This window comes from Streptomyces sp. NBC_01451 (assembly GCF_036227485.1).
Classification (GTDB): Bacteria; Actinomycetota; Actinomycetes; order Streptomycetales; family Streptomycetaceae; genus Streptomyces.
Map to the genome: position 1 here is coordinate 1862000 of NZ_CP109479.1, position 25139 is coordinate 1887138.

19 protein-coding genes are annotated in these 25139 nt (G+C 69.6%); 14 read left to right on the forward strand and 5 right to left on the reverse strand.

Annotated features, from left to right (window positions below; all coding sequences use genetic code 11):
* Positions 1-112: 112 nt before the first annotated feature.
* Complete coding sequence (locus tag OG595_RS07965; RefSeq protein WP_329269396.1) at positions 113-1444, reverse strand: radical SAM protein; 1332 nt, start codon at positions 1442-1444, stop codon at positions 113-115.
* A gap of 149 nt (positions 1445-1593) precedes the next feature.
* Between OG595_RS07965 and OG595_RS07970 the strand changes: the two genes are divergently transcribed.
* The 11 genes from OG595_RS07970 to OG595_RS08020 all read left to right on the forward strand — a co-directional run bounded on the left by OG595_RS07970 (position 1594) and on the right by OG595_RS08020 (position 16212).
* The gene (locus OG595_RS07970) at positions 1594-2838 is read left to right on the forward strand and encodes an FAD-binding protein (RefSeq protein ID WP_329269398.1); all 1245 of its coding nucleotides are present in this window, start codon (positions 1594-1596) and stop codon (positions 2836-2838) included.
* A gap of 163 nt (positions 2839-3001) precedes the next feature.
* Entirely contained in the window at positions 3002-4237 is a 1236-nt protein-coding gene (locus OG595_RS07975) for an ROK family transcriptional regulator (protein ID WP_329269399.1), read from the forward strand.
* Between the two features lie 222 nt (positions 4238-4459).
* On the forward strand, positions 4460-5722 hold the full coding sequence (locus OG595_RS07980) for an ABC transporter substrate-binding protein (RefSeq protein ID WP_329269402.1): 1263 nt from the start codon (positions 4460-4462) through the stop codon (positions 5720-5722).
* 20 nt (positions 5723-5742) lie between these two features.
* A complete protein-coding gene (locus OG595_RS07985; protein ID WP_329269404.1) occupies positions 5743-6708 on the forward strand; it encodes a carbohydrate ABC transporter permease in 966 nt (321 codons plus the stop codon).
* Positions 6705-7583 carry a carbohydrate ABC transporter permease gene (locus OG595_RS07990; protein ID WP_329269406.1) on the forward strand — a complete coding sequence of 293 codons (879 nt, stop codon included), beginning with the start codon at positions 6705-6707 and terminating at the stop codon, positions 7581-7583. The genes OG595_RS07985 and OG595_RS07990 overlap by 4 nt, the downstream gene beginning before the upstream one ends.
* Positions 7584-7608: 25 nt before the next feature.
* The gene (locus tag OG595_RS07995) at positions 7609-10506 is read left to right on the forward strand and encodes a glycoside hydrolase family 2 TIM barrel-domain containing protein (protein ID WP_329269410.1); all 2898 of its coding nucleotides are present in this window, start codon (positions 7609-7611) and stop codon (positions 10504-10506) included.
* 84 nt (positions 10507-10590) lie between these two features.
* Positions 10591-11613 carry an ABC transporter ATP-binding protein gene (locus OG595_RS08000; protein WP_329269412.1) on the forward strand — a complete coding sequence of 341 codons (1023 nt, stop codon included), beginning with the start codon at positions 10591-10593 and terminating at the stop codon, positions 11611-11613.
* A 1-nt stretch (position 11614) separates the two neighbouring features.
* A complete protein-coding gene (locus OG595_RS08005; protein ID WP_329269414.1) occupies positions 11615-12418 on the forward strand; it encodes an ABC-2 family transporter protein in 804 nt (267 codons plus the stop codon).
* A 5-nt stretch (positions 12419-12423) separates the two neighbouring features.
* On the forward strand, positions 12424-13224 hold the full coding sequence (locus OG595_RS08010; protein ID WP_329269415.1) for an ABC transporter permease: 801 nt from the start codon (positions 12424-12426) through the stop codon (positions 13222-13224).
* 713 nt (positions 13225-13937) lie between these two features.
* Positions 13938-15260, forward strand: coding sequence for a jacalin-like lectin (locus OG595_RS08015; RefSeq protein ID WP_329269416.1), 1323 nt, complete (start codon positions 13938-13940; stop codon positions 15258-15260).
* A 142-nt stretch (positions 15261-15402) separates the two neighbouring features.
* Positions 15403-16212 (forward strand): alpha/beta hydrolase, encoded by an 810-nt coding sequence (locus OG595_RS08020; protein ID WP_329269418.1) that lies wholly within the window; start codon positions 15403-15405, stop codon positions 16210-16212.
* Here OG595_RS08020 and OG595_RS08025 read toward each other — a convergent pair.
* Positions 16154-17053: an isocitrate lyase/PEP mutase family protein gene (locus OG595_RS08025; protein ID WP_443073326.1), complete on the reverse strand. Its 900-nt coding sequence runs from the start codon at positions 17051-17053 to the stop codon at positions 16154-16156. The genes OG595_RS08020 and OG595_RS08025 overlap by 59 nt on opposite strands.
* A gap of 133 nt (positions 17054-17186) precedes the next feature.
* Between OG595_RS08025 and OG595_RS08030 the strand changes: the two genes are divergently transcribed.
* Together OG595_RS08030 and OG595_RS08035 are read left to right on the forward strand one after the other, a co-directional pair.
* Complete coding sequence (locus OG595_RS08030) at positions 17187-18584, forward strand: hypothetical protein (protein ID WP_329269423.1); 1398 nt, start codon at positions 17187-17189, stop codon at positions 18582-18584.
* A gap of 93 nt (positions 18585-18677) precedes the next feature.
* Positions 18678-19328, forward strand: a complete 651-nt coding sequence (locus tag OG595_RS08035) for a LysE family translocator (RefSeq protein WP_329269426.1) — start codon at positions 18678-18680, stop codon at positions 19326-19328.
* Positions 19329-19426: 98 nt separating this feature from the next.
* Here the strand turns inward: OG595_RS08035 and OG595_RS08040 are convergent, their stop codons facing one another.
* Positions 19427-20485 (reverse strand): rhamnogalacturonan acetylesterase, encoded by a 1059-nt coding sequence (locus OG595_RS08040; RefSeq protein ID WP_329269428.1) that lies wholly within the window; start codon positions 20483-20485, stop codon positions 19427-19429.
* A gap of 216 nt (positions 20486-20701) precedes the next feature.
* On the opposite strand from OG595_RS08040, the gene OG595_RS08045 reads away from it, so the two are divergent.
* Entirely contained in the window at positions 20702-22399 is a 1698-nt protein-coding gene (locus tag OG595_RS08045) for a rhamnogalacturonan lyase B N-terminal domain-containing protein (RefSeq protein ID WP_329269431.1), read from the forward strand.
* A 15-nt stretch (positions 22400-22414) separates the two neighbouring features.
* On the opposite strand, the gene OG595_RS08050 is transcribed toward OG595_RS08045, so the two are convergent.
* Both OG595_RS08050 and OG595_RS08055 read right to left on the reverse strand, forming a co-directional pair.
* Entirely contained in the window at positions 22415-23827 is a 1413-nt protein-coding gene (locus tag OG595_RS08050) for an RICIN domain-containing protein (protein ID WP_329269432.1), read from the reverse strand.
* Positions 23824-25008 carry a glycoside hydrolase family 43 protein gene (locus OG595_RS08055; protein ID WP_329269434.1) on the reverse strand — a complete coding sequence of 395 codons (1185 nt, stop codon included), beginning with the start codon at positions 25006-25008 and terminating at the stop codon, positions 23824-23826. The genes OG595_RS08050 and OG595_RS08055 overlap by 4 nt, the downstream gene beginning before the upstream one ends.
* Positions 25009-25139: the final 131 nt, after the last annotated feature.

The window sequence follows — 25139 nt, forward strand, 5'->3', positions numbered from 1 at the left end:
ATGTCCACCGTCCCCCCATACGGATCGCGGCGGCGTTCCGTTCAGACCTTGGGCCCCTTTCTTCCCCTCCTTCCCCTCCTTCGCTTCAGACCCTCCCGTCCCTCCGGTCCTTTCAGACGCTCGGCGCCGGGTCGCGGGCCGGCAGGCTGTCCATGAAGGAGCTGACGGAGAAGACGGCGCGGCCGGGGCCGGGTTCGCCGTAGCCGGGGGGCGAGTCGAGGCCGAACTCGTCCATCGTGGCGCGGTAGGCCTGGAGCAGACGGATGTGGTACTCCAGCGGCGCGCCCTGGGGGTTGGCCTTGCCGAGCGGGGTGGTGGGCTCGGGGCACCATGTGGTGAAGCGGGGCGTGATGCCGTGCGACATGAAGAAACGCAGGCCCTCGGTGGTGGAGGCGATGGCCTCGTCGACCGTGGTGAAGCCGGAGGGCTCGGCCATCTCCACGCCCGCCACGAAGTTGGGGATGACGTTGCGCGCGCCGAAGACGTCGGCCGAGTCGAGGATGCGCTTGTGCCACTCGTCGCGGCCCACGTAGCGCTCCTTGCCGGGGCAGTACAGCTCGAAGAGCTTGCGGTCCCACACCTCGTAGTTGGGGTGGTAGATCTGCACGCCGTAGTCCTTGAAGCGCTGTACGTCGTCCTTCGGCAGTGCCTGGGCGACGACCTTGCCGATCCAGCGGCCCGGGAAGTGCTCCTCGATGGCCTTGGCGTACATGCCGTAGAAGTCCGCCTCGTCACGGCCCTGGAGCTTCGAGGTGATCGCGCCGCCGGTGAGGGTGTAGGCGGTGGAGGCCTTCGCCGTGTCGTACCGGTCGATGATCTCCAGGGCCTCCAGGACCTCGTCGACGTCCTTCACGCCCGTGTAGGGCCGCCCGGCCGCCTTGTGCTGGCGCCAGTTGTGGTTGATGTCGCAGTACTGGCACTCCTCCTTGGCGCCGAAGTACTGGCAGACCCGGAAGACGGTCAGGTAGATGAGGTAGCCCCACTGGATGGTGGGGGCGACCTCCATCACGGACTTCCCGTTGGAGAGCTTGTGCTTGTAGTACTCGGGCATCGGCGGCACGCCGACGTCGGAGATCCGCTTGCCGTCCAGGTAGAGGCCGAGGACGCCGTGCTCGTCGGCCGCCACCCGGTAGGGCGAGGCGGGGTTCACGCGTACCGAGACGACGGTCCGGCGCAGGTCGTAGGGGCCGCCGGTGAGGATGATCTCCTCCGGCGGGCGGCGCAGCGCGGCCTCGCCCAGCTCGGGGAGGGTGCCGTGGTCGAAGGAGAAGATGAAGTACGACTTCGGTTTGACGTCGCCGGCCGCCTCGTTGGCGGTATCGCTGAGCGCCGACGCGTCGAAGGCCACACCACCCCTGAGCAGGTCCTCTTTGAAGACGGCCTCCCGCGGTACGTGCGGAAAGCGCTCCATCAGATCCTCGACCAGCGCGGTGCGGCTGCCCATCCCGTGTCTCCTCCAGCTCCGGCGGTAATCCGGCGTTCGACTCCTCACGGTATGCCCCCGCCTGCGCGTCCGTGGCCGCGGGGCCCCTCGGGCATGTCACACGCCACTGCGTGAGAGGGTCGACGCATCTGAGCGGAGGGACGAACCCCATGGCCGAGACGCTGACCAACTGGGCGGGCAACATCATCTACACGCCCACGGAGCTGCACCGTCCGCGCTCCCTGGACGCCCTGCGGACGCTGGTGGCCGGGAGCGCGCGGGTGCGGGTGCTGGGCAGCGGGCACTCGTTCAACGAGATCGCCGAGCCGGGCGACGGCGGTGTCCTGCTCTCGCTGGCCGGGCTGGAGCAGGAGGTCGACGTCGACACGGCGGCCCGCACGGTACGGGTCGGGGGCGGGGTCCGGTACGCGGAGCTGGCGCGGGCCGTCCACGGGCGCGGGCTCGCGCTGCCGAACATGGCGTCCCTGCCGCACATCTCGGTGGCGGGCTCGGTGGCGACCGGTACGCACGGTTCGGGCGTGGGCAACGGTCCGCTGGCCGCCCCGGTGCGCGAGGTCGAGCTGGTCACGGCGGACGGCTCGACGGTGACGATCACCCGGGGCGAGGACCGGTTCGAGGGCGCGGTCACCGCGCTGGGCGCCCTGGGCGTCGTCACGGCCCTCACCTTGGACCTGGAGGCGGACTACGAGGTCGAGCAGTACGTGTTCACCGAACTGCCTCTGGACGGGCTGGACTTCGAGGCCGTGGCGGGCGCCGCGTACAGCGTGAGCCTGTTCACGGACTGGCGTGCGCCGGGCTTCCGGCAGGTGTGGCTGAAGCGGCGTACCGACCAGGCGCGGCCGGACTTCCCGTGGGCCGCGCCCGCCACCGAGGCGATGCACCCGGTGCCGGGAATGCCGGCCGTGAACTGCACCGAGCAGTTCGGGGTGCCGGGGCCCTGGCACGAGCGGCTCCCGCACTTCCGCGCGGAGTTCACGCCGAGCAGCGGCGAGGAGCTCCAGTCGGAGTATCTGCTGCCGCGCCCGTACGCCCTGGACGCCCTGCGGTCGCTCGACGCGATCCGGGACGTCGTCGCGCCGGTGCTCCAGGTGTGCGAGGTCCGGACGATCGCCGCCGACACACAGTGGCTGAGCCCCGCGCACGGGCGGGACAGTGTGGCGTTCCACTTCACCTGGGTGGCGGACACCGACGCGGTGCTGCCGGTGGTGCGGCGGGTCGAGGCGGCGCTGAACCCGTACGGCGCTCGTCCGCACTGGGGCAAGGTGTTCACCGTGCCGGCGGAGGTGGTGCGCGGCCGGTATCCGAAGCTGGCGGACTTCGTCGCGCTGGCGGCGTTCCTGGACCCCTCGAAGAAGTTCACGAACGCGTTCGTACGGGAGGCGCTCGGCGACTGACCCCGGGCCGGATACGGCGCCACGTGCGCGGAGACTTTCTTCAGCCCCTTTCCTAACCCCTTGTCGAACCTCCCCCACTGCCCATAGCCTTGCGCCGCGCCGGTGCCGTCGCGCTCCGGCCTGTCTGCACTGAGGTCTGCACGGCGAGGGGGCAAGCCCGGTGGTGAAGCGCACATCACGTGACATCCGCACCGCGAACCGCTACGAGGTGCTGCGCCAGATCATCGCCGAGTCGCCGACGTCCCGGCAGGAGCTGGCCGCCGCCACCGGGCTCAGTCTCGCCACGGTCGCCACCCTCGTCGGGGAGCTCATCGACCTGCGGATGCTGACCGAGGTCGGCTTCGAGGACTCGGCGGGCGGGCGCCCGAGGGGACTGGTGGCCGTCAACACGGCGGGCGGCGCGCTGATCGGCGTCGACATCGCGGAGACGTACGTCCGGGTCGAGCTGTTCGACCTGGGGCTGAACGTCCTGGCCCGCGCCGCCGAGCACATGCGCCCCGGCGAGAGCCGCCCCGAGCAGGTGGTCGGGCATGTCATCACGGCCGTCGGTTCGGTGGTCGCGCAGGCCGGGATCGAGGGCGCCCGCGTCCTCGGCGTCGGCGTGAGCGTGCCGGGGCAGGTGGACCGGGTCACCGGTGTCGCCGAGTACGCGCCGAACTGGGACTGGCACGACGTGCCCCTCCTCGACCTGCTCACCGAGCACATCGCCTATCCGCTGCACCTCGACAACCCGCTGCGCGCCTGCGCCGTGGCGGAGCTGTGGTTCGGGGCCGTACGCGGCCACGCCAACGCGGTCGTGGTGAACCTCGGGACGGGCGTCGGCGCCGGCCTCGTGATCGGCGGCGCGGTGCACCGCGGGGTGAGCAACAGCGCCGGGGAGTGGGGGCACACGACCCTCGTCCTGGACGGGCGGCCCTGCCACTGCGGCAACCACGGATGCGTCGAGACGTATGTCGGCGCGCCCGGGATCATGCTGAACCTGGCGGAGCTGGACCCGGGCGGCACACTGCTGCATCCCGACGACCAGACGGCGACCGTCGACGCGCTGGCCCGTGGGGTCGCCGCCGGTGATCCGGTGGCCGTCAGGGTGATCCGGGACATGGCCCGGTATCTGGGCGCGAGCATCTCCGACCTGGTGAACCTGCTCAATCCCGAGATCGTCGTGCTGAGCAGCTGGGTCGCGGCCACACTGGGCGAGCCGCTGGTCGCCGAGGTGCGTGAGGCCGTGGCCCGGCACGCGCTGAAACGGCCCCTGGCGGCCACCGAGATCGTCCTCTCCCCCATCCCGGGGGACCCGGTGTGCCTGGGCGCGGCGACCTTCGCCCTCGAAGGCGCCCTGTCGGCGGTGACCCAGCGGTCGTCGGCAGCCCGGCGGGGCGGTCCGGTGCCACTGAAATAGGTCTGGGCCAACCCTCGATCCGCCTCACGCGAACCGCCGTCGCAGCGGTCCGCGACCCCGCCGCGTCCGACATGCCGAACACTCGGCAACGTTTCGAACGGGCTTCGTCCAACCCCTTGCCGAAGCCTTAGCCGAAGGTTAACGTCCCGCTCCGCAACCTCATTTGAGCCATCTGGCGCTGAAGCGACAGAGCCGCGGCCGTACTCGAGACAAGGACGTCACATGTCGGCATTGAGCAACAGCAACTGGGACCGCCGGAACGTTCTGCGGGCCGCCATGGGTCTGGCAGCCGCCGGCGGACTGACCGCGTGCGGCGGGAACACCGGCCGCAGCAGCGGCGGGTCGGGCGACGCGCTCGTCCAGTACTTCCACGCGTACGGCGAGGCGGGCACCGAGCAGGCCATCAAGAAGTACGCGAAGGCCTACAAGGGCGCCAACGTGACCACGCAGTGGATCACCGGCTCCAACTTCGAACAGAAGCTGTTCGCCGCGCTGCTCACCAAGAACGCACCCGACGTCTTCGAGTTCCACCCGCAGATCCAGCTCATCAAGAGCGGCCAGGTCGCGGACCTGTCCGACATCATCAACCCGGTCAAGGACGACTTCAACCAGGCGGACATCACGTCGCACACGGTCGACGGCAAGATCTACGGCGTCCGGATGATCGACGACCCGCAGTTCTTCTTCTACCGCCCCTCGCTCTTCGCGAAGGCCAAGGTCGAGGTGCCGACCACGCTGGAGGAGCTGATCGAGGCCGCCGCCAAGCTCAAGACCGGCAAGATCAAGGGCGCCTACCTCGGCAACGACCTCACCCCGATCCAGAACAACCTGATCTGGTCGGCCGGCGCCGACACGCTCACCGCCGACAACAAGCCCGCCTTCAACACGGACGAGGTCGCGGCGGGACTGAAGCAGCTGCGGACCCTGTTCACCAGCGGCAACCTGCTGCTCGGCGCCCCCACCGACTGGTGGGACCCCTCGGCCTTCACCCAGGGCCTGACGGCGATCCAGTGGTGCGGCATGTGGGCCATGCCCGCCATGATCGAGGCGCTCGGCGACGACATCGGCATCTTCCCCTTCCCGAAGGTCGGATCGGCCGGCAGGCAGTCGGTCACCAACGGCGGCTGGTCGATGTTCGTCAACGCCAAGGGCAAGAACGTCGAGGCGGCCAAGGAATACGTGAAGTGGCTGTGGATCGACCAGAAGCAGTACCAGGAGGACTGGGCCACCTCCTACGGCTTCCACATCCCGCCGCGCACGTCGATCGCCCAGAGCGCCACCAAGCTCAAGACCGGTCTGCCGGCCGAGGGTGTCAAGCTGTTCAACGAGTTCGGCCACTTCGACAACATCGGCTGGACCCAGGCCATGATCGCCTCGGTCAACGACGTGATGGCCAACTCCGTGCGCAAGGACGACGACCCGAAGGCCCAGCTCGACGCCTGCGAGAAGAAGGTCGACACCGAGCTCAAGAAGCTCTTCGGATAGCCCACCGGACGGACTGCGACATGTCGACCACCACCACGCGCGGGGTCGCCCAGCCCGCCCCGGCCAAGGTCTCCAACGACCGGCCGAGGCGGGCCCTGCGGGCGAGCAGCACCTTCAACTTCTGGCTCTTCACCGGGCCGTTCCTCATCGGCCTGATCGTCTTCGTCTTCGTGCCCATCGGCTGGAGCATCTATCTCAGCTTCTTCGAGGCACGCTTCACCGTCACACCCAGCGACTTCGTCGGCTTCGAGAACTACAAGCAGGTCCTGACCGACGTCGACTTCCTGAACTCGCTCGTCACGTTCACCGTGTTCGCGGCGTTCATCGTCCCCGCCACCTGGGCCCTCTCGCTGGGCCTGGCGCTGCTGGTGAACCGGCTGCGGTTCATGCGCGCCTTCTTCCGGTCGGTCTTCTTCCTGCCCACGGCGGTCAGTTACGTCGCCGCCTCGCTGATCTGGAAGATGTCCATCTTCAACGGGGTGCGGTTCGGCCTCGCCAACACCGTCATCGGCTGGTTCGGCGTCGACAACATCGCCTGGCTCGCGTCCCCGGATCCGCCCTGGTACTGGCTGGTCATCGTGACCGTGCGACTGTGGCTCCAGTCGGGCTTCTACATGATCCTGTTCATCGCGGCGCTGCAGAACATCCCGCGCGAGCTGTACGAGGCCGCCTCCATCGACGGCGCCAAGCCGGGCTGGCAGACCTTCCGCTACATCACGCTGCCCCAGCTGCGGGCGACGTCGACCGCGGTGATCCTGCTCCTGCTGGTCGCGGCCTACCAGGCCTTCGACGAGTTCTTCAACCTGCTCTCCAAGGCCACCTGGGGACAGCCACCGCTGGTCGAGCTCTACAAGATGGCCCTCGGTGAGAACCAGAACTACGGCGCGGGCAGCGCGGGCGCTGTCGTGCTGACGATGCTGATCTGCGTCGTCACCCTGTTGCAGGGCAAGATCATGGGCTTCGGAAGGGGTGAGGAGGGCAAGTGACCACCACAGCACCCGAGATCGGGCAGAAGAAGCCGGGCAGGTCCAAGCGCGGCGGCGTCATGGTCAACACCGGTCTGTACATCGCGACCGGAGTCGCCGGCCTCCTCTTCCTGCTCCCCTTCTATCTGATCGTCCGCAACTCCCTGATGACGGACCCGGAGATCACCGGCGAGAACTGGAAGTGGTTCCCCACCGACATCCAGTGGGGCAACATCACCGAGCCGTTCAACGACGTCACCGTGGACTTCGCCCAGTCCATGTGGAACTCCGTGGTCGTCGCCGTCCTGCACACCACGGGCATCCTCCTGGTGTGCTCGCTCGCCGGGTACGGGCTCGCCCGCATCCCCTACAAGCACGCCAACAAGGTGTTCTACCTGGTCCTGACCACCCTGATGGTCCCGACCGCCGTGACCTTCGTGCCCAGCTTCGTCCTGGTCTCGTCCCTCGGCTGGGTGGACAGTTACCGAGGTCTCATCATCCCGGGCCTCTTCAGCGGTTTCACCTGCTTCCTCTTTCGGCAGTACTTCCTGGGGTTCCCGAAGGAGCTGGAGGAGGCGGCGCGCGTGGACGGGCTCGGCTATTGGGGTGCGTACTGGCGTGTCGTCGTACCCAACTCGCTGAACTTCTTCGCGGCGATCGCCACGATCACCTTCATCAACGGCTGGAACGCCTTCCTGTGGCCGCTGGTCATCGGCCAGGACCCCAGCGCCTGGACGGTGCAGGTGGCACTGTCTTCGTACATGACGAACCAGACGGTCAACTTCCACCTGATCTTCATGGCGACCGCTATTTCCATCCTGCCCCTGGTGTTCGTGTTCCTCTTCCTCCAGCGCTGGCTGGTGCAGGGGATCGCACAGACAGGCATCAAGGGCTGACCCTTCCCTCAATACCTGGAGACCGATGTCCTTCCGCACCACGGCAGCGTCCATCGCGGCGACCGACTACGTCGAAGACGTCTCACCCGGCCGCGGGGCCCTTCCGCCCCGCGCCTGGTACGCGTCCTCGGACGCCGGTTCGCTGTCCCTGAACGGCAGTTGGCGTTTCCGGCTGTCGCCGACCGCCGACGGGGCGGACGACTCGTTCGCCGAGCCGGGGTTCGACGCCGGGGACTGGACCGAGGTGACGGTCCCCGGTCACTGGGTCCTCCAGGGGGACGGGGCGTTCGGTTCGCCGATCTACACCAACCACCTCTACCCCTTCCCGGTGGACCCGCCGCGGGTGCCGACCCAGAACCCGACCGGCGACCACCTGCACGTCTTCGACCTGCCGTCCGACTGGCCCGACCTGTCGGACGGCGGGGCTGTGCTGCGCTTCGACGGCGTCGAGTCGTGCGCCCGGGTGTGGCTGAACGGCACGGACATCGGTGAGTTCAAGGGGTCCCGGCTGGCGCACGAGTTCGCCGTCGGACAGCTGCTGAAGCCCAGCGGCAACGTCCTCGCCGTCCGGGTCCACCAGTGGTCGGCGGGCTCCTACCTGGAGGACCAGGACCAGTGGTGGCTGCCGGGCATCTTCCGCGACGTCACCCTGCTGCACCGGCCGCCGGCCAGTGTTCTCGACTTCTTCGTGCACTCCTCGTACGACCACACGACCGGCGAGGGCACGCTCCGCGTCGAGTCCGACGTCGAGGGGCGAGTCACCGTCCCCGAGTTGGACATCGATGTCAGGACCGGTGATCCGGTGACGGTCGCGGTCGAGCCGTGGACCGCCGAGACGCCCCGCCTGTACGACGGCGAGCTGGTCACCGCGGGCGAGCGGGTGCCGTTGCGCATCGGCTTCCGGACCGTCGAACTGGCGGACGGGCTCATCAAGGTCAACGGCAGGGCCATCCTCTTCAAGGGCGTCAACCGGCACGAGTGGCACCCCGAGAAGGGACGCACCCTCGACCTGGAGACCATGCGGGCCGACGTGCTGCTGATGAAGCGGCACAACCTGAACGCGGTGCGCACCTCGCACTACCCGCCGCACCCCGCCTTCCTCGACCTGTGCGACGAGTACGGCCTGTGGGTCATCGACGAGTGCGACCTGGAGACCCACGGCTTCACCGAGCAGAACTGGCGCGACAACCCCGTCGACGACGACCGCTGGACCCCAGCTCTCCTGGACCGCGCGTCCCGGATGGTCGAGCGCGACAAGAACCATCCGTCGGTCGTCATCTGGTCGCTGGGCAACGAGGCCGGCACCGGACGCGGGCTGACCGCCATGGCCCAGTGGATCCACAGCCGCGACAGCTCCCGGCTCGTGCACTACGAGGGCGACTGGGACTGCCGCGACACCGACATGTACTCCCGCATGTACGCCGACCACGCGGAGACCGAGCGCATCGGCCAGGGACTGGACGGCGGCACGCAGAAGCGGCGCGGGCTCCCCTTCATCCTGTGCGAGTACGGGCACGCCATGGGCAACGGCCCCGGCGGCATCGCCGACTACCAGCGGATCTTCGAGGCCCACGACCGCATCCAGGGCGGCTTCATCTGGGAGTGGATCGACCACGGCATCAAGGACGAGCGGTTCGGCTACGCGTACGGCGGCGACTTCGGCGAGGAGCTGCACGACGGCAACTTCGTCTGCGACGGGCTGATCTTCCCGGACCGGACGCCGTCACCGGGGCTCGTCGAGTACAAGAAGGTGATCGAGCCGGTCCGCATCGAGGGCGACGCCGGGGACGGGACCGTGCGCGTGACGAACGCGTACGACTTCGCCGACCTGTCCGCGCTCACCTTCACCTGGTCGTACGACGTCGACGGCACCTCGGTCGGGACCGGCACCCTGGCGGTGCCCGCGTCCCTGGCCCCCGGCGAGTCGGCGGACGTGAAGCTCCCCGAGCCGCCCGCCGACGCGCGCGGCGACGCGGAGGCGCTGTGGACCGTACGGGCGCTGCTGGCCGAGGAGTCGTCCTGGGGCGCCGAGGGACACCCGGTGGCCTGGGGCCAGTTCCCGGCGTCCGCACGCCCGCTGCCGACGGTCGCCCCCTCGGCCGCACCCGTCTCCGCCGACGGGGTCATCACCCTGGGCCCGGCCTCCTTCGACGCGCGCACGGGCGCGCTGCGGTCCATCGGCGACCGTGAAGTGCGGGAGCTGCGGCTGGACGTGTGGCGGGCGCCCACCGACAACGACTTCGGCGCGGCCTGGCAGCCCGACATCCGCTACGGCGTGCTCTGGCGCAAGCTGGGCCTGCACCGGATGCAACACCGCCTGGACTCCGTCGAGTCGGGCGACAACGCGCTGACGGTACGGACCCGGGTGGCGCCCGCGGCGGCCGAGGTGGGCCTCAACACGGTGTACCGCTGGACGTCCGACGGCGACAAGCTGAAGCTGACCGTGTCGGTCGACCCGGAGGGCGACTGGACGCTGCCCCTGCCGAAGCTGGGAATCCGGCTGGGACTGTCGGACGCGGACCGGGTCACCTGGTTCGGCGGCGGCCCCGGCGAAGGGTACCCGGACACCAAATCGGCCTCCTCGCTGGGCCGTTGGGAGTCGACGGTCGACGGCCTCCAGACCCCCTATCTCCGCCCGCAGGAGAACGGCGCCCGTGCCGACGTCCGCTGGGCGGAGCTCGGCGGGCTGCGGATCGACGGGGACCCGGAGTTCTGGTTCACGGCCCGCCGCTGGACGAGCGAACAGCTCGACGCGGCCGACCACCTCACCGACCTGACCCCGGGCGACACGGTCTGGGTCAACCTCGACCACGGGCAGCAGGGCATCGGCTCGCAGTCCTGCGGGCCGGGCGCGCTTCCGCAGTACCTGCTGCGGGTTCAGCCCGCTGAATTCTCCGTTGTCTTCTCGGCAGTCGATGGCTGAGGATGTTACCGGTCACACGGCCGTCCGGCTCCCCAGCCGGACGGCCGTGTTCGTGCGTCGCAAGAGCTCTCGGAGGTTCCCTGAGTGAGTGGTTCCATAGAGGTCCGCGGGCTCTCCCGGACCTTCCACACCACCGTGCGGCGACCCGGTTTCACCGGGGCGCTGCGCTCCCTCGTCCAGCCGGAACGGGTCGCGAAGGACGCCGTCTCCGACATCACCTTCGACGTGGCGCCGGGTGAACTCCTGGCCCTGCTCGGGCCGAACGGCGCCGGCAAGTCGACGACCATCAAGATGCTCACCGGCATCCTGACTCCCACGTCCGGCGAGGCACGCGTCGCCGGTGTGGTGCCGTACCAGGAGCGTGAGCGCAACGCCCGCAACATCGGGGCGGTGTTCGGCCAGCGCACCCAGCTCTGGTGGGACCTGCCGGTGCGCGAGTCGTTCTCGATCCTCCGGGACATCTACGAGATACCGAAGCCCGAACACGCCGTACGCCTCCAGGAGTTCGACGACCTGCTGGAACTGTCCACGTTCTGGGACACCCGCGTACGGCATCTGTCGCTGGGCCAGCGGGTGCGCTGCGACCTGGCGGCGGCGCTGCTGCACGACCCGCCGGTGGTGTTCCTCGACGAACCCACCATCGGGATGGACGTGGTGGTCAAGGAGCAGGTGCGCGAGTTCCTGCGCCACCAGGTCGAGGAGCGCGGCCGGACCGTGCTGCTCACCACCCACGACATGACGGAGGTCGAGCGGCTCGCCGAGCGGGTCGTCCTCGTCAACCACGGCCGCCTCGTGCTGGACGGCACGCTGGACGAGATCAGGAAGCGGTTCGGCTCGACCTGGCAGGTCAGGGCGACACTGGCCGACCCGCACGCCGAGGTCGAGGCGCTCCCGGGCATCGCGCTGCTCCGCCGCGAGGGCCCGCAGGTCGTCTTCGGCCCGGACGCTCAGGACGGTCCGGACACCCCGACGGTCCACCAGGCGCTCAAGCGGGTCATCGAGCGGTACGAGGTGACGGACATCGCCCTCGACGAGGCCGACCTGGAGGACGTGATGCGCGCCGCGTACGTCCAGGCCGAGGCACCCGAACCGCGCGGAGGCGGCTGACATGGCCGTCCTGCACGCCTGGCGGGCCGCCAGGGTCACCCCTCTCGGTGAGCTGTACGCCCCGCCCCGGATGACCGCCGCCCTGATCCGGCTGACCGTCCAGGTGGTCCTGGTCGCGTCCCTGTGGAACGGCCTCTACCAACAGACCGGCACGACGGCCGGGATCGACCGCGAGCAGGCGGTGACGTACGCCGTCATGGCCGTACTCGCCTCCCGGCTGCGGGAGTTGGACCAGTACGCGGGCCGTGACACCGTGCTCCAGCACATGCACTTCGGCACGATCGTGTACTGGTACCTGCGCCCGCTGGCACCCCAGCGCTACTACGCGCTGCGGGCGCTCGGCGAGCAGTTGTACGGGTTCGCGTGGGCACTGGCCGGCTTCGCCCTCTGCCTGGCCGCCGGGGTGGTCCAACCGCCCGAATCAGCCGCTGTGGCCGGGGTGTTCGCGCTCAGTCTGCTGCTCGGGCAGCTGGTCCTCTACTACGTCATGCTCGTCATCGACCAGTTCTGCTTCTGGACGCTGCGCAACGGCGCCGCGATGCTCATCCTGATCTTCGCGCAGAACCTGCTGTCCGGGGTGTACGCACCGCTGTGGTTCTTCCCTGACTGGTTCATCACCCTCAGCTCCTTCCTGCCCTTCCAGGCCACGCTGAGCGTGCCGCTGTCGCTGTACGTGGGGCGCATCCCGCTCTCGGACGCAGCCTTCCAGCTCTCCGTGCAGGCCGGCTGGATTCTCCTGCTGGCCCTGTTCACCCGGTTCCTGTGGCGGCGGGCCGCCCTCCGAGTCGTCTCCCAGGGAGGCTGAGACCCGTGAACGCCGTACGTATCGCGTGGCGCATCACGCGCCTCAACTTCCGTGCCCAGCTGGAGTACCGCTCCGAGTTCCTGCTGATGATCGGGATCGGCGCCATCTGGCAGGTGTCGGTGATCGTGTTCGCCACGGTGCTGCTGACCCGGTTCACCGGGATGGGCGGCTGGGACAGCTCGGAGGTACTGCTGATCCCGGCGACCCGGATGCTGGCACACGGCATCTTCGTGCTGTTCCTCGGGCGGATGCACGGCATCGGCAGGATCATCCAGGAGGGGATGATCGACACCTATCTGGTCCGCCCCATGCCGGTCTTCCGACAGGTCCAGCTGTCCGTGTTCCCCACCAACGCCATCGGCGACCTGACGGTGGCCGTGGGCCTGATGGTGGGCGCGCTCTCCCGCAGCGACCTGGACTGGACGGCCGGCCGCATCACGTACCTCGTGGTCTGTGTCCTCGGCGGGATGCTCCTGGAGGCGGCCCTGTTCACGGCGGTGGCCTGCGCGTCGCTGCGCTTCCCGGCCGCCGACTACTGGGGGCGCTGGCTGGAGGAGCTGCTCGGCACGTTCGGCAGCTATCCGCTCAACGTGCTGCCGAGGGCGGTGAGCGGCTTCCTCACCTTCGGGCTGCCGCTCGCGTTCGTCGCGTACTTCCCGGCGGCGGTACTGACCGGCCACGGCCACGACACGGGCGTGCCGTACTGGCTGGCGGCGGCATCCCCGCTGCTGGGCCTGGCGGCGTTCCTGGGGGCGCGGCTGCTGTGGCGGTGGAGCCTCGGGCACTACACGGGGGTCAACGGGTGACGCCCGTGCGGTGATCCCTCCGCCGTCCGGTTCGGTGATCCGCGCGGCACGGTGTCGGGTCGGGCACCTCGAACCGAACCAGGGTGACCCCGATGCCGGGCATGGCGGCGAGGACGGGTTCGCCGCCATGCCGATGCGGACGCGCATGATCATGATCACGCGTCGCCGTCGGTCGTCCCGGGGACGGTCGACCCGGAGCTCCGGGCACCGTCACCCGGTCGATCGCGCTCCGGGCCGGCAGCTCCCCACGGGGTCTGCGTCGGGGACCGCGGCGTCACCTCGTACCCATGGACCCGCACCCATGGGCTCGCGCCTCGTGCCCATGGGCTCGGAGCCGCTCCTCGGCGGTGCGCAGGAGCGACTCCGACGCCAGGGTGAACGACAGGGCCGCCCTGCGCCGTCGCCGCGCGGACAGTGGGTGCGGCGGCGGAGGACGAGGTGATCGGCCTCGCGGAGGGCACGGCACCGTGCGCGTGCCCGGCCCCGTGCCCCGTGGCCGTGTCTCCCCCGTCGCGCGGCACCCGTGGCAGTTCGCCGCCCGAGGAGAATCGACGGGAGACATGAACCTTGCCCAACCAGCGGGTGATCGCCGAACGACCCGGACGCGGCGGATCGACACTCCACTCACTGTTCCCCCAACAGCCCTTGTCCAGCACACTGTTGGCCGTGAACCTGAGCAGAGTTCACCTACCCCCCACGGAGACACCCCCACCATGAGAAGACTCATCGGCACCCTCGTCGCCGGCGCCCTGGCGCTGGCCGGGCTCGCCACGGCCGGCTCGGCCCCGGCCGCCGCCGCTGCCGCCTCGGGCTCCTTCAACGTCCTCACGTACAACGTCGCGGGCCTCCCGGACCTCCTGAGCTCGGGCAACCCCGAGGTGAACACCCCGCTGATATCGCCGCGGCTGGGCGCGTACGACATCGTCAACGTGCAGGAGGACTTCAACTACCACGCGGCGCTGTACGCGAACGACAACCACGCGTACCGCACGGCGACGAGTGGCGGAGTGCCCTTCGGTGACGGGCTCAACACCCTCTCGGACTACGCGTTCCAGGACTTCGAGCGGGTGAAGTGGAACAACTGCACCGGCACCAACTGCCTCACCCCGAAGGGCTTCTCGCTGGCCCGGGTGCGGATCTCCGAGGGCGTCTACGTGGACCTGTACAACGTCCACACCAACGCCGACGACACCGACGAGGCGCACGCCGCCCGCCGGGCCAACGTCTCGCAGCTCTCCGCGTTCATCCGGGCCAACTCCGCGGGCAACGCGGTGATCGTCATGGGTGACACCAACACGCGGTACACGCGCTCGGGCGACAACATCCGCACGCTCGCGTCCGAGAACGGCCTGACGGACGCGTGGGTCCAGCTGGTCAAGGGCGGTACGCCGCCGGTGCAGGGCAGTGACGCGCTGGTCTGCCCGACGACCGCGCCGACGAACAGCTGCGAGGTCGTCGACAAGGTCCTCTACCGCGGCAGCAGGCTCGTGAACCTCTCCGCGACCCGCTACCACAACGAGTGGGCTTCCTTCCTGGACTCCAAGGGCGGCAACCTCTCCGACCACTTCCCGCACACGGTCGACTTCTCCTGGACGCTGCCCTCGAAGCTGCGCGCGAGCGACTTCCTCGGCGGCGCGCACGGCACGGCGTTCACCGACGCCGACGACCTCCCGGCGACGCCCTCGCCCCGCACGCTCACCCTGCGCGGCAGCTCCCGCCTGGACGCGGTGTCCCTGACACTCGACGGCGGCACGGCCCTGACCCACGGCGGCACGGGCGGCACCGCTTCCTCCCTCACCCTGGCGTCCGGCGAGCACCTCACCTCGGTGAAGCTGACACAGGGTCAGAAGGACGGCCGGACAAGGGTCTTCTCGGCGGCGTTCACGACGGACAGAGCCCGCACATTGACCTCCGGCACGGCCACCACGGACGCGGCGACGTTCACGGCACCGTCGGGGTGGCAGATCGTGGGCTTCACGGGCCGCTCGGGCACCGAGATCGACAAGCTGGGCGTGGTGTACGCACCGATCGTCTGACCAGCCCAACCCTCTTTGAGAGGACTGCTGTTGGATGGGCGGACACCTTTCCCGTGTCCGCCCGTCCGCGCACCTGCCCGGAGGTCCGAAGGCCGGGAAAATCATTCCGCGCCGGACCCTCTCAGCCGGTAGCTTCGGGAGGATGTGTGATCACTACGACGTGCGCGGTTCCGGCCCCGTCCTCCTCATCGTCCCCGGCGGCGCCGGACACCCCATGGGCCTGGAGAACCCCACCACCCTTCTCTCCGAACACTTCACGGTCGTGACCTACGACCCCCTCGGCCTCGCCCACGGCCGGCTCGGCGAGCCCGTCGAGGAACAGCGCGTCGAGTGGTGGAGCGACGGCGCCGCCCGCGTGCTGGACGCGGTGCTCCCCGAGGACGAGTCCGCGTACGTCTTCGGCACCAGCGCGGGGGCCGTCGCCGCCCTCGACCTGGCGTCCCGGCACCCGGGCCGGCTGCGGCACGTGGTCGCGCACGAACCGCCGGTCGTCACCGTCCTGCCGGACGCCGAGCGGCAGCGGGCGATGTTCACCGAGGTGCGCGACACCTACCGCGCCCGGGGCGTGGAGGCCGCGTCGGCTCGGATGACGGCCGGGCTGGAGGAACGGGCCCTCCCCCAGCGGGACCTCGACAAGGAGTCGGGCGCGACAGACCAACCCCCCTCCCCCAGCGACGAGTCGGCGACTCCCATGGCCATCTCCCTCACCCGCGTGCTGGTCCCGTTCACCTCCTACACCCCGGACCTCACCGCCCTCTCCGCCTCCTCTCCCCGGCTCACCGTCGCCATGGGCATCGACTCCGCCGGGCAGCTCCTGCACCGCACCGCCACGGTCCTCGCCCGACGGACAGGAAGCGCCGCGCGCCAGTTCCCGGGAGGGCATCTCGGTCTGCTCACGCACCCGGTGGAGTTCGCGGCCCGGCTCCGGGAGACGTTGGTTCCGGTCGGCTGATTCCGGTCGGGGCCGGGGTCGCGGTCGGGACCGGAGCCGGGGTCGGGTTCGGGGTGGTGATCCTGGCGCCGTGGTGCTGGTGACCGAGTGCCACCACTTCGTCGTACGAGGGTGCCCCGCCCCGGGGTGCCCGCCCCGCCCGGATGTCGCCGAGCGCCTCCACGGCCGCGCCGAGTGCCCGCCGGTAGAGGAGCGAGCCGAGGCTGACACGGCGTACACCGAGGTCGCCGAGTCGGGCGACCGTGGGGCCGGTGGGTGAGTAGAGGATGTTGAGCGGGACGTCGAGGCTCTTCACCAGGGCGGCGATCCGGTCCGGGTCGGTCAGGCCGGGCACGAACACCCCGTCGGCGCCCGCCTGTTGGTAGGCGTCGAGGCGGGCCATGGTGTCCCGGGCCAGGGTGGGGGACCGGCGGTCGCCGAGCCAGTGCGTGTCCGTCCGGGCGTTGACGAAGAGTCCGGGGGCGGCGGCCTTGACGGCGGCGATCTTCTCGGCGTGCGGGGCTGCCGGTCCGAGGCCGTCCTCAAGGTTGATGCCGACGGCGCCGACGACGGACAGTTCCCGCGCGAACTCCCCCACCTGGACGGGGTCTTCGCTGAATCCGCCCTCGGCGTCGACGGACAGCAGGAAGTCCTCCGTACCGAGGTTCAGGGCGAGTTGGAGAGTGTGGTCGCGGGTGGCCCCCGTACCGTCGGGCAGTCCGACGGCCGCTGCGACGCCGAGGCTCGTGGTGCCGATCGCCGCGAAGCCCTGCTCGGCGAGGAGCACGGCCGAGGCGTGGTCCCAGGCGTTGGGGAGCAGAAGGGGCTCGTCGCGGTGGTGGAGGGCGGCGAAGGCGGACATGGGCTCGGTCATACGGCCACGGTAGGGGACCAGTCGTTCGGCGCCCGCCGAACCGTCCCGGCCCGCCCGGCGTTCCGGCCGGCACCGGTGCGATCGGCGGCAACCTTTCCCCGCACCACGGCAACAGCCAGGTATGACATCAGCACCACTCCCCCGCACCTCTGCCCACCGTCGCACCCACGCGGCCCGCAAGCCCCTGATCGGTGGCCTCGCGGCGGCCGGTCTGCTCGCCGGTGCCTGGTACGCGACGGCCGGGGCGGCGACGACGCCCGCCACACCCACTCTCGCCGTGACGAACACCTCCGTGACGCTGCCGGCCAAGTTCCCCTACCTGTCCGCCGGTTACAACAACACGAGGGAGTGGACGCGCACGGCGACAGCGGTCGCGCCCAACGGCACGCTGCGGGTCGCCTGGCCGGCGGCCGACGGTGTGCACGTGACCCCGCTGACCTCGGCCGGAAAGCGCGCGGGCGGCGACGCGATCGTCAAGGGCGCCAAGGAGGTCGGCGGACTGGTCGCGCACAACGACGGCTTCGCGCTGCTCACCAGGGTCGCGGACACCAACAAGTGGAAGGAGACGGCGGCGGCCCTCGTCCGCTTCTCGCAGGGCAAGGAGGCCTGGCGCACCAAGCTCACCGGCACCGCGTCCCACGACACGTCCCCGACCCTCGACGGTCAACTCACCTGGAACGGCACCAAGTACGGCGCCTACTTCGTGGTGCACGGCGCGGGCGGCTTCGCCGACGGCCACTTCGGCGACAAGCTCTCCTACCTCAGCGCCAAGGGCGCGAAGCTGGGCGGCGGTTGGGGCTGGGGCTGCTCCCACAACGAGGGCATCGCCCTGCACGCCGAGACCACCGGCGACTTCACCTCCCTCTGCTTCGACGACTGGCGTTCCGGCCTGTTCGTGTCCACGGGCATCGGCGCCCCGGACAACGCGCCGGCCGTGCAGCGCGAGCAGTGCTGGGCGGGCTACTGCGGTGGGACGTACGCCGGCCGCACCGGTGACCTGGTGAAGTCGTCCACGGGCCGCTACGCCACCGCATACGGCTCGCGCGGTTCGGCCTCCGCCGCGAAGAACCCGGACGACTCCAGCGGCCGGGGCTGGACGGTGAAGCCGAGGTGGAGCACGCACCAGGTGGCGGTGTCGTTCCTCAAGAACCGCAACTCGCCTGCGGGCAAGGCCATTTACCTGACGAACTCGCCGGGCACCGAACACGTCGACGTGCGCGTCGCCCCGTACGGCAAGGACCGGCTGCTGGTGTCCTGGGAGTCCCTGAAGAACGCCAAGTGTGCGAGCGGCACCTGCACCGGCACGTTCACCGGCACCCACCTGCGGCTGATCGACTGGAACGGCGCGTTCAGGACGCCGGACAAGGTCGTGCAGGCGCGTATCACCGGTGACATAGCGGCCCTGAAGGACGGCTCCCTGACCTGGGCTTACGCACCGGTGACCCCGTCGTACGCGACCCCGCTGACGGGCGCGTCCCCGACCACGGCGACGCTGCGGATCGCCCGCCTGGCGCTCTGAACCGGCAGCACCGGCCGCACCGGCAGGACCTCGTGCGTCTCGGCCCGCGAAATTCGATCGACGGTTCGCCGCGTACCGCAGAGCATGACCGCCATGGTGGACACCTCTCTGTACGCGGCCTTCCTGGCCGCCGCCTTCGCCCTGTGCGTCGCTCCCGGGCCCGACATGATGTTCATCGTGGCCATGGGCGGACGTGGCGGCCCGATCACCGGCGTGCTGGCCGCGCTGGGGGTGGCGGCCGGTGCCCTGGTGCACGCGGTGTCGGCGGCGCTCGGCCTGTCGGCGCTCTTCACGACCCTGCCGGTGCTGTACCACGTACTGCGCTGGCTGGGCGCGGCCTATCTCCTGTACCTCGCGGTGAAGGCGTTCCGCGACCGCTCGCCGCTGACGGCCGAGGAGGACGTGACAGCGGCATCGGCATCGGGACCGTCCGGTCCGGGGCGGCGGCGCGCCTTCTGGCAGGGTGCCGTCACCAATCTCCTCAACCCCAAGATGATCCTGTTCAACGTGGCGTTCCTGCCGCAGTTCGTGAACCCGGCGCTGGGGCACGTGAGTTGGCAGCTACTGCTGCTGGGGCTGACGCTCGTCCTGATGGGCCTCAGCGTCGATACCACCATCGGCCTGCTCTCCGGCCGCCTCTCGTCGGCGCTGCGCGGCAGCCGCCGGGTCGCCCGCGGCCTCGACATCTTCAGCGGCACGGTCTTCACGGGCCTCGCCGTACGGCTGGTCGCGGCGCCGAAGTAGGCGGGTCCGAAGTAGTCCGGGCCGGCCGAGGCGGGCCGCTGTCGAGCCTGGAGCGCCCCGGTTCCGGTCGGGACGCTCCAGGGGTTCTTGTCGTGGCCCTATCGGACCCCGCCCCGCGGAACCAGCCGCTGCGCGACCAGTTCGTCGCGCACCAGCCCGGCGTACGCCGTGGCCCCGCGGACGGACGTGTGCGTGTTGTCGCGCTTCTCGTTGTAGAGGTACAGCGCCTTGGAGCCCTCGACGCCGAGGGACTCCACCAGCGCCTTCGTCTTCGCCGTCAGGTCGATCAGCGGTACGTCCTGTGCCGCCGCGACCGCGCGGATCACCGCCGGGTGGTCGACGCCGAGGCCGTTGACCAGCAGGGCGGTGCCGTTGTTCAGGGTGCCGTCGGAGTTGAACCAGCGGCGCACGATCGGAGTCACCAGTACCGGTTTCCCCCCTCGCTCGCGGATACCCGCGACGAGCGTCTCCAGGTTCACGCGGTACGTGGGCTCGTCCGTCTGCTTGTCGTTGTGCGCGAGCTGGACGAGGACCAGGTCGCCGGGGCGGATCAGCGGCTGGACGGTCGGGAAGAGCGCGGAGTTGGCGAGGTAGGTGACCGTACTCTCTCCGGAATCCGCGTAGTTGGCGACGGACAGACCCTTGCGCAGGTACTGCGGGAGTTCCTGGCCCCAGCCGGTGTACGGGTCGCCCGGCTGGTCGCAGACGGTCGAGTCGCCGATCAGGAAGATCTGCCGGGTGTGGCGGCCGGCGGGGGTGACCCGGATGTCCGCCAGGGCCGGCGCCGAGCCGCCGAGCACCAGGTCGAGGCCTGGGGTGCCCTCGGCGCCGGTCGGTTCGCCCTCGGGTGTGCGGACGTTGACGGTGAAGCTGCGGGCCACGTGTTCGCCGGCCGCCGTGGCGGTCTCGGGGAGGAGCGCGCGCCGGGTCTCGCCGGTGACGGCGGTACTGGCGGCGGCGTCACCGCCCAGCACCACCCGTACGTCGTACGTGCCCGGCGCGACGTCGAAGTGGCAGCCGGTGGCGGCGCAGTTCTCGATGCCCAGGGCACGCGGGCCGTGCGAGGGCCGTTCGTGAGCGGCGGCGGGTACGGCGGCCAGGGTGGTCGCGGTGCTCAGGGTCACGGCCGCCAGCACGGCTCGGTTGAAACGTCTCATCGCGGTTCCCACAACAGTCCTCCGACGCTCGACAAGGCCCAGCGGCAGGACCGTACATCGTCTGGCAAGCGCTTTCTAGAGTGCTGCACGATTTCACACAACTGCCAACTTCCTTACAACGAAAGCCCTTTCGCGAAATCGATTCAACTGTCAGTCTTCCGAACACCGCACACCCCCCACACCCCCACACCCGACCTCCGAAGGAGGCACCCCCACATGTCCGCAGCCAACGACACAACCCCCGGGATCCCCGGGCGCTCCGGGCTCCACCTCGGCCGCCGCGCGCTCGTCCTCGGCGCCACGGCGACCGCGGCCGGACTCGCCCTTCCCGGTACCGCGCAGGCGGCGACCTTCGGCTACACCGACGACGGCACGAACTACGTCATCGACACCGGCGCCAACCTCGTCTTCAAGGTCCGCAAGTCCAACGGCGACCTGTCCTCGCTGGTCTACCGGGGCACCGAGTACCAGGGCTACGGCGGCAACAACTCGCACATCGAGTCCGGTCTCGGCTCGTCCACGGTGACGATCCAGCAGTCCGGTTCGACGATCCTGGTCAGCGTCACCTACGGCACGCTGAAGCACTACTACGCGGCCCGCAGCGGCGAGAACAACGTCTACGTGTGGACCAACAAGGCCGACACGTCGGTCTCGGCGACCCGCTTCATCCTGCGCGTCAAGGCGGGCCTGTTCCTCAACGACGAGCCCGACTCGTACACCTACACGAACAGCACGATCGAGGCCTCGGACGTCTTCGCGAAGTCCGACGGCCAGACCCGCTCGAAGCACTACTCGAAGCTGCGGGTCATGGACTACAGCTACGTCGGCTGGAGCACCGGCAGCGTCGGCCTGTACGTGGTGCGCAGCAACCACGAGAAGGCCTCCGGCGGCCCCTTCTACCGCTCCCTCCTGCGCCACCAGAGCGCGGACGGCGGCGGCCTGTACGAGATCCTGTACTACGGCCAGAACCAGACCGAGGAGCAGCGCTTCGGCCTCCAGGGCCCGTACGTCATCGCCCTCACGGACGGCGGCGCGCCCTCCTCGTCTCTGTACGCGGGAACGCTCACCACCCCCTGGGCGGACTCGCTCGGCATCTCCGGTTACGTCGCCGCGAGCGGCCGGGGCCGGGTCGCGGGCGTCGGGATCACCGGGCGCAACACGGCGTACGCGTACACGGTCGGGATCGCCAACTCGGCCGCGCAGTACTGGGGTTCGGCCCGCGCGTCCGACGGCTACTTCTCCATCGCGGGCGTCCTTCCGGGTACGTACACGCTCACGGTGTTCAAGGGTGAACTCGCCGTCTACACAACTTCGGTGACGGTCACCGCCGGTGGCACGACCACGCTCAACTCGATCGCGATCCCCGCCACGAACGACCCGAGCAACGCGAGCGCGATCTGGCGGATCAACGACTGGAACGGCACCCCGAGCGGCTTCAAGAACGCCGACCTGATGACGTACGCGCATCCGTCGGACGTCCGGGCCGCCGCCTGGACCGGCAACGTGGTGGTCGGCAGCGGCACCGAGACGTCGGGCTTCCCCTGCTACATCTGGAAGGACGTCAACAGCGGCCTGCTGGTCTACTTCAAGCTGACCGCGGCGCAGGCCGCCGCCGCGCACACCCTGCGCATCGGCGTGACGACGGCCTTCGCCAACGGCCGGCCGCAGGTCGTCGTCAACGACACCTGGACGTCGGCCATCCCCTCCCCGCCCACCCAGCCGACCAGCCGGTCGCTGACCAACGGGTCCTACCGGGGGAACAACAACACGTTCACCTACAGCGTGCCGGCGAGCGCCTGGCTCACGGACACCAGTCAGTACAACGTGCTGAAGATCAACGTGGTGAGCGGGTCGGGGACGACCTCCTACCTCAGTGCGGGGACGGCGATCGACGCGCTCGACCTGCTGGCCTAGCAGCCCGGCTGTTCGTCATGTCCCGCGTGTCCACTGCTGGTTCGTTCCGCTGCCGCACGTGTACGTGATGATGGCGGCCGAGTCGGCGGTGGACGCGCCGCTCACGTCGAGGCACTCGCCACTCGCGCGGGAGACGACCTTGACGTAGGAACCGGTGGTGGTGAGCGACCACTGCTGGTTGGTCGCCGAGGAGCTGCAGTTCTCCTGCGTGACCGTGCTGGCGTTCTCCTGGACGCACAACGAGCTGTTGCGGACCATCAGTTGGTAGTAGCCGCTCGCGACGGACTTGAACCAGTACTTCTGGTTGTTGCCGCTGTTGCAGGTGTACTGCTTGATCTGGGCACCCGCCCACAGCGACTGGCTGGTGACATCGGCGCACTTGGACGAGTGCCGGGCGATCAGCGTGTTGTACGTGGCGCTGTTCCCCGTCACCGTCCCGGTGGCGGTGTCGAGGGTGACCTCCGGCGACCAGGACATGGACATCGTGGTCGAGGACGGGAAGCTCAACGGCAGCCAGACGTAACGGGAGTCGTTGACGGTCCCGCCGAAGGCGTTGCCCCAGCGGTCGCCCATGTAGAGGTACGAGGTGCCCGAAGTCCCCTGCACGGGCAGGACGTACGCGGTCTGCGAGCCGTACGTCGTGGAGTCGCCGACGTTCGCCATGGCGGTCCACGGGCCGGTGATGCTGGTCGCGGTGGCGTACTGCTGCTGGTTGGGGCTCCAGCCGGTGGCGCCCGAAGTCAGCATGAAGTAGACGCCGTTGCGCTTGAACAGGGCCGGCGCCTCGCGGTGGCCGCCGTGCCAGGGGTCGGCGACCAGGCTGTCGATGCCGGTGTAGTCGGCCGTCAGTCTGTAGATCTGGAGGTCGTAGTTCTCGCGGGCCGCCGAGATCATGTAGCCGGTGCCGTCGGTGTCGACGAAGACCGTGATGTCACGGGACATGTGGGTGTCCAGCGGGCGGAAGCTGCCCTGCCAGGTGTAGTCGCCGTCGACGGTGTCGGAGACGGCGACGGCGGCCCGGGCCTCGCTGTAGTCGGCGCCGTTCTCCTTGTGCATCCACATCACGTACTTGCCGGTGGCCGCGTTGTACATGACCTTCGGCCGCTCGATGTTGGCGGTGGCGAGTTCGGAGGCGCTGGACTGGGTGAGGACGTGGTTGCGGAACTCCCAGTTCTTCAGGTCGGTGGAGCGGTAGGCGTCCACGTACTGGAAGGTGTTGTCGGCGTTGCGGTGCTCGCCGAACCAGTAGTAGTAGGACCCGACCTTGACGACCCCGCCGCCGTGCGCGTGCACGGGGTCACCGTTGGTGGCGGTGAACTGGGTGCCGTTGGTGATCGTCACGGCCGCGGCCTGGGCGGGCCCGGCGGTGGCGAGGGCGCCGGCCAGCGCCAGACAAAGGGCGAGGAGAACCGCGTACACACGTCTCATGAGCCACTCTCCAAAAGTGAGCCGACCTGCGTGCCTGTCTGCGTACCTGTCTCCGTGTCGGCGACGGGGACGCCGAAGTCCGGGGTGCCGTCGGTGTTCCAGCCGAGCGTCTGCACCCGGGTGTGCCGGTTGGGATCGTCGAGCGGGTCGCCGACGATCTCCTTGTACTGCCGTGCGTGGTAGACGAGGACGTCGGTACGGCCGTCCTCGGCGACGGTGAAGCAGTTGTGGCCGGGGCCGTACTGCCTGGTCGTGTCGTTGCTGGTGAAGACGGGGGTCGGGGACTTGGTCCAGTTGGCCGGGTCCATCAGGTCGGCGCGGGCGTCGATCGTCAACAGGCCCATGCAGTAGTGGTAGTCGGTGGCGCTCGCCGAGTACGACATGAAGATCCGGCCGTTGCGCTTGATGAACGACGGCCCCTCGTTGACCCGGTAGCCGATGCGTTCCCAGTCGAACTCCGGTGTGGTGAGCCGGATCTGAGGTCCTGTCAGGGTCAGTGGGTCGGCCATCTTCGACAGCCAGACGGCGGTGTTGTTGTCCATGCCGGGCTCGTGCTGCGCCCAGGCGAGATAGCGGGAGCCGCGGTGGGTGAAGGTGGTGGCGTCCAGGGAGAAGGTCTCCCAGGCGGTCTTCAGCTGCCCGCGCTCCACCCAGGTGCCGGTGAACGGATCGCGGTCGGCGTTCTCCAGGACCCAGATCCGGATGTCCCAGACGGCCTCGGCGGGCGCGGAGGCGAAGTAGACGTACCACTTGCCGTCGATGTGGTGGATCTCCGGCGCCCAGATGTGCGCGCCCATGGCCCCGGTGTCGTGCTTGCGCCAGATGACGGACTCGTCGGCGGTGGCGATCCCGCGGATGGTGCGGGAGCGGCGCAGGATGATGCGGTCGTACTCGGGGGCGGTGGCCGTGAAGTAGTAACGGCCGTCGATGTGGCGGTGGATGTGGGGGTCGGCACGGTTGCGCACGAGGGGGTTGACGTACGGGGTGGTGGCGCAGCGGGTACCCGCCGGGGCGGTGGCGGCGTGCGCGGTGCCGGAGACACCGGGGATGGCGGAGCCGGCTGCCAGGACTCCGCCGGCCAGGGCACCCTTCAGGAGGGTTCTCCGGGCGGAGAGGGCGGAGGCGGCGGAGTCTTCGGGCGGACCCGGCGGGTCTTCGGACAGGTCGTCGGCGCGGCTCATGCGGACTGCCTCTCGGGGGTGGGGCACGAGGTGTCGGTGGCGGTGGGTGCGGGCCTCGGAGTGTGCATTTGTGTGCGTGTGTGGGGGATGACACGAGAAACGTTCGTAATTGCGAACAAGATCTGCCATTC